We start from the raw sequence: 5,478 nt of genomic DNA, 5'->3' as shown, positions 1-5,478 counted from the left end.
TTTTTGTTGGCATCATCATGCGTATTCAATTTTGTTTTAATATACTCAGTAAATTTACTAAGTAAATTATCATTGTTCATAAAAATCCCCCCTCATTTCTTATTTTTAATCTTAGGCACATTCAGATAAATAATAGTTAACATACCAATTAATACTCATATGTTTTATGGATCTAATTTATAAACAGTAATAATGCCACCTGATATTTTGAATTTACTACTTAAAAGTCTCTTTATTTTATCCCCTTGTTCACCCTTTATAATGCTTCTTGTAGATGCATTCACACTCTTTGTATCTATTACTATATTCTTAATGTTTCTAACCTCCTTATCTACAATCCCAATTTCAACTTTATTAATATTGAATACTTGCTTTTCATCATCGTAGACAATCTCTATATCAGCATTGTACTGATTTTCTGGATAAACCTCTTCTAAATTTGTAATGCATTCACTCTCTAAATTATTTCTGAAATTATTAGCTGTATTTACTATGTTAATTTCTTGATATTTTTTAACGTTTGTTTCCGCGGTACTGCTATCCATATAAATAACCGCTTTATTGGAATATGAATATAAATCAAAGTTCTTATCAAAAATCTTAATTATAGGGTTTATAATTACCACAATTAACATCAGTCCTAATACAAATTTGGCATATTTTTTCATATTATTATCTGGTAAAATCATCTCTACTGCTGTAATAAAAAATATAGCGATAGTAATGTTGGTTATCCAGACTTTTAATCCTGCTATCAAATTATGACCACCCCCTTTAAAATAAGATTACAACTAATAATTTGTTAGATTTTCTAGCCCATTATTATGCCTTTTCCAGTGGAAGCTATTATTGCAACCATTATGAAAAACATTACACTTACTGATATTACACAAGACATTAAAAGAATAATAGAATCTCCTACTGAATTTATACAGTCTACAGTACGACTGTCACTTACTGGTTCAATTAGTGCGGCTGCCACTTTATATAAGAAAGCCATAATTAGCAGTTTTATAATAGGGAATAAAACTATTATTATAAGAATAACTAGGCCTAACCCACTTATTGCATTTTTTAAAAGAAGCGAGTATCCAGCCACTGTAGAAATTGCATCAGATAGACATTTCCCAACTACAGGCACAAAAGTATCTACTGCAAATTTTGCTGTCTTAATAGTAACTTGATCTATAGTTTTTGCTGCTATGCTTCTTAGAGTAATTACCGCAATAAACACTGTCATCACTATTCCTTGAACCCAAATAGCAATTTGCTTTAAAAGCTTTGTCAGATTATCTATCTTATAGTCACTAGATATATTTTTAACAAATTGTAGTACGAAACTCATAAATATTATAGGAATAAGAATATCCACATAAATTCTAGAACTTACAGTAGCGAAACCCATTATTACAGGGTCGAGTAAAGCTGCTTGTGTAAATCCTCCCACACTAGCTAGCAGCATCATTAAAACTGGCATAAGTGCTGCCATAAAATCTGACATAGCTAGAATTGTATTTTTAGCTAGCTCCACTCCTATATAGAAACTTTTAGTTATCAGCACGATCATTACACCATAACAAGCAAAATAAGCGATATTCGATAAACTCTCATTATTAAAGGCACTTTGAAGATTATTAAGCAGTGCACAAACAATAGCAATAATCATAAGGCTGCCAATTATCTGCATGGATGCAAAGACTTCTTTGAATGTGAATTTAATTATATAATTAGATATATTTTTAAAACTAAAACCATTTTCACCAGTCTTCATAAATTCCTCAACAAAAGTTCGTGGATCCATATCGTTAAATATTTCATATTTTGTTTTTACATCGCTAATATAGTCATACAAATTATTTATTTCCTTTTCTTCCTTTTCTCCTATTGTTGTTGTTCCCATTGTTCCTATTTGCGATGCTTGTACACTAATGGGTAAACATATTAAAAACAGTAAAATTATTAATATTTTTTTCATATTACACCTCTACATTTAAATTAGTAATATTTTTTTGTAATATGACTCTACATTATTTTCAAAATGGATTGCATTACTGCCATTAAGATTGGTATTGCCAAAACTAATATTAATATTTTCCCAGCAAATTCCACCTTAGCTGCAATACTATTCTCGCCAGCATCACGACAAATCTCACTACAAAAGGAAGCTAAATATGCAATTCCAAGTATTTTGAACACTGTGTTTAAATACACAACATCAATATTGGCCTTATTTGCTAGAGTTTGTAAAAAACCCATTATTATCGTAAGTTTGTTTACCATAAATAAAAAAATCAATATTCCTGCTGTAATACTAACCTGAATGGCTATATCATCCCTTCTGCCCTTAAATATAAGCACAATAAATAATGCCATGAAAGCAAAGGCAACAACTTTAATTATTTCCATAATGTCCCCCTTGTTTGTCTCTGTAAATGCCTAAATACAACAATTTTAAATTACTATCCTACTTGTCCTAAAACTGAAATAACGTTTTTACAGAACTAAATAGTTTACTTACAAGATCAATCACCATTATTAGCATTAATATTACCCCGGCTAAGTTTGCAACTACTGCAATATCATCCTTGCCCCCACTTTTTAAAACCTTATCAATAATAATAATTAGAATACCTGTCGCCCCTATTTTAAACAGCAAACTTACATCTAACACTTAAAAACCTCCCCCCTATATTAATGCTATTACCAGCATTGCCCCAAAAGAAAAACCTAAATATCTATACATTTTTATGTTTTTGTTCATAAATTCTTCTGACATTATAATTTGTTTTTTCAAATTTGCTATGATAAGTGTAAATATACTGTTCTGGCCTTCAATATCGGATTCTCCTAGAGTTTTAGCCAAATCTAAAATAACATTTATATCATCTGAATTTAGCGATAATTTACTCTTCATCGAATTCATCGCACTATTCATCGCTTCATATACATTTTCATATTCATTGTCAGATAATAATTCACTGGTCTTATTAAAAAGTTCCTTTATAGGATCTTTACTTTTACTAGCTATACTTTTAAAAGCATCAGGTAACAGAGCATGTACATATGTTATTTCATTTTGAAGTTGATAAACCGCTCTTTGAACTTCATTCAACTGAAAAACTCTATCTTTTAACCTTTCACTGTATATAAATCCAGCCATAGTTGAAGCACCTAAAATTACGATACATGCAATTATTTTAATCATCCTATGTCCTCCACAAATCTATGCCTTTAGTAAAATCATAAATACGTTCTATTGTTCCAATTCCTTTTTTATTACTAAGAACTATTCCCCGCTTAAAAACGTAATTTTCCATAATATCTTTAAAAACTAATCTTTTATACAAATCTTCAATTCCAAACCCATGAATAGTTGTAATTAAACTAATTCCAGAGTTTAATGCCATTAAAATACTTTCCATATCCTTTTGCGTGCCAATTTCATCACAAACTATCACATCAGGTGACATACTTCTAATCGCCATCATAATCCCTTGGCTCTTGGGACAATTATCTAGTACATCCGTCCGTACCCCCACGTCCATTTGAGGTATTCCTTTAAAAGAGCCTGCTATTTCAGACCTCTCATCAATTATAGAAACATTTTTGCCTTGAAAATTTTTATCTTTATCCCCCTGGGATATAAGCCTCGAAATATCTCTAAGTAAAGTTGTTTTACCACATTTAGGTGGTGATATAATAATTGTATTGTAAACTGAATTATTATAAGTAATATAAGGCATTACTTTGTCAGCAGAGCCAATAATTTCTTTACATGCTCTTATATTTATAGATGAAATATCTTTAATAGTTTTTATATTATTGTTTTCAATAACACAAATCCCGCATAGTCCAACTCTATGCCCACCTTTTATTGTTATATATCCTTGCCTAATTTCATCTTCAAAGGCATATATTGAGTAATTGCTTATTCTTTGCATTATGTATTTTATATCCTCAGGCGTCGCAATATAATCCCAAATTTCTTCTTTACTACCAATGTGAATAAACATAGGCTTGTTTACTTTTATTCTAATTTCTTCAAGTTGATGTATTTTATCAACTTGTTCTAATTTGCTTCTAATAGTTTTAGGTAATATTTCAAATAATTCTTTTGTAGCTAACATTTTCCTCACCCTCTCATATATAATTTCTATTATGAAATCCCTTAAAATATTCCAAATAAATTAAAAAATTACTAACTAGATTCAAATTCATTTTACTTAGTATATGGATTTAATCTCAAAAAAGAACAAAAAAAAAGAACCTGATAGGTTCTTTTTAATTGGAAATTTATACTCTTAACATGTAATCACCATTTCTAGTATCTATTCTTATAGTTTCACCTTCATTAACGAACATTGGAACTTGGATTATTGCTCCTGTTTCTACAGTAGCTGGTTTTGTTACACTTGAAGATGTATTACCTTTAACACCTGGTTCAGTTGCTATTATAAGTAATTCTACAAAGTTCGGAGCTTCTACTGAGAAAGCCTCGTCCTTATAAAATTTTATTATAGCAAACATATTTTCTTTTAAATATTTTATTGCATCTTCAACTTTTTCGTAGTTAAGTGGTATTTGTTCAAAAGTTTCTTGATCCATGAAGTAGTATAGCCCGTCAGCTGCATATAAATATTGCATTTCCTTTCTTTCTATAACTGCCTCTTGTAATTTTGTAGTTGGGTTAAATGTTTTTTCTGTAACCCCTGAGTTTATAACGTTTCTTAACTTAGTTCTAACAAATGCAGCTCCCTTACCCGGTTTTACATGTAAAAAATCTATAACTGTGTAAACTTGTCCACCTTCATCAAATGTAGTTCCTTTTCTTATATCACCTGCTGATATCATTAAGTATCCCTCCAAAATTCATTAATAATTCAATTAACCCATTTATATTATAACCTTATTAGGTAAATCAATACAATTTATTCGTAAATCAATACGATTTATCGTAAATAAATACCGATTTTTTCTTAAATCAATATCAACTTCTATAATTGTACATATCTACCTATTCATATATTTAGAATTAATTTTCAATTCTCATAATGTTAAAATTAGTTCTTCTATACTGTTCGTTTCATAAACAACACAGTCGAACAGTATTATTTTATCAAAACTTAATGATATTTGCAAATATAATATTTTATTATTTAAATAATCTTTTATTTTTATTTAAATAAGCCCCTAAAATCTAAATATCTTCATTCTCCAGACTACTTATTCTTTTTAAAATCTATGCTTATATTAGCAATTTTTGCATCTTTATTGATACTAATACTATTTATCCCTAAAAAATTTCTATTTTCATTTAAATATTTTAAGGAGCTATATAATAATTCTATATTTCCTATATAATTGACTTCAACATTACATTTTTCATTTTCCATCATATTAATATCTTTAACCTCAAAATCTTTATTTTTACTTAAACATTCCAATATATCACCGTATCCGTATTTCTCTAAGTCGGTA

The 5,478-nt window shown here is 28.9% G+C and carries 8 protein-coding genes; all 8 read right to left on the bottom strand.

Annotated features, from left to right (window positions below; all coding sequences use genetic code 11):
* Window positions 1–164: 164 nt before the first annotated feature.
* Window positions 165–758 carry a stage III sporulation protein AF gene (gene spoIIIAF, locus JJE11_RS13855; RefSeq protein ID WP_291636594.1) on the bottom strand — a complete coding sequence of 198 codons (594 nt, stop codon included), beginning with the start codon at window positions 756–758 and terminating at the stop codon, window positions 165–167.
* A gap of 53 nt (window positions 759–811) precedes the next feature.
* Entirely contained in the window at window positions 812–1,975 is a 1,164-nt protein-coding gene (spoIIIAE, locus tag JJE11_RS13850; RefSeq protein ID WP_291636591.1) for a stage III sporulation protein AE, read from the bottom strand.
* 47 nt (window positions 1,976–2,022) lie between these two features.
* Window positions 2,023–2,406 (bottom strand): stage III sporulation protein AD, encoded by a 384-nt coding sequence (gene spoIIIAD, locus JJE11_RS13845; RefSeq protein ID WP_291636589.1) that lies wholly within the window; start codon window positions 2,404–2,406, stop codon window positions 2,023–2,025.
* A 67-nt stretch (window positions 2,407–2,473) separates the two neighbouring features.
* Window positions 2,474–2,671 carry a stage III sporulation protein AC gene (gene spoIIIAC, locus JJE11_RS13840; protein ID WP_291636587.1) on the bottom strand — a complete coding sequence of 66 codons (198 nt, stop codon included), beginning with the start codon at window positions 2,669–2,671 and terminating at the stop codon, window positions 2,474–2,476.
* Window positions 2,672–2,686: 15 nt separating this feature from the next.
* Complete coding sequence (gene spoIIIAB, locus JJE11_RS13835) at window positions 2,687–3,205, bottom strand: stage III sporulation protein SpoIIIAB (protein ID WP_291636585.1); 519 nt, start codon at window positions 3,203–3,205, stop codon at window positions 2,687–2,689.
* Window position 3,206: 1 nt separating this feature from the next.
* Window positions 3,207–4,127 carry a stage III sporulation protein AA gene (gene spoIIIAA, locus JJE11_RS13830; RefSeq protein WP_291636582.1) on the bottom strand — a complete coding sequence of 307 codons (921 nt, stop codon included), beginning with the start codon at window positions 4,125–4,127 and terminating at the stop codon, window positions 3,207–3,209.
* 166 nt (window positions 4,128–4,293) lie between these two features.
* Entirely contained in the window at window positions 4,294–4,851 is a 558-nt protein-coding gene (gene efp, locus JJE11_RS13825; RefSeq protein ID WP_291636580.1) for an elongation factor P, read from the bottom strand.
* Between the two features lie 368 nt (window positions 4,852–5,219).
* Window positions 5,220–5,478 (bottom strand): hypothetical protein (locus JJE11_RS13820; RefSeq protein WP_291636578.1); only part of this gene is annotated, 259 nt, incomplete at its 5' end.

This window comes from Clostridium sp., from assembly GCF_016650095.1.
GTDB lineage: Bacteria > Bacillota > Clostridia > Clostridiales > Clostridiaceae > Clostridium_AD.
Note: the sequence above shows the minus strand (reverse complement) of the source record. Positions and strands in the feature narration are given on the sequence as shown.

Bases quoted from the DNA above. Each gene is read 5' to 3' on its own strand.
- spoIIIAE (WP_291636591.1), bottom strand. From the start codon at position 1,975: ATGAAAAAAATATTAATAATTTTACTGTTTTTAATATGTTTACCCATT.
- spoIIIAD (WP_291636589.1), bottom strand. From the start codon at position 2,406: ATGGAAATAATTAAAGTTGTTGCCTTTGCTTTCATGGCATTATTTATT.
- spoIIIAB (WP_291636585.1), bottom strand. From the start codon at position 3,205: ATGATTAAAATAATTGCATGTATCGTAATTTTAGGTGCTTCAACTATG.
- spoIIIAA (WP_291636582.1), bottom strand. From the start codon at position 4,127: ATGTTAGCTACAAAAGAATTATTTGAAATATTACCTAAAACTATTAGA.
- efp (WP_291636580.1), bottom strand. From the start codon at position 4,851: ATGATATCAGCAGGTGATATAAGAAAAGGAACTACATTTGATGAAGGT.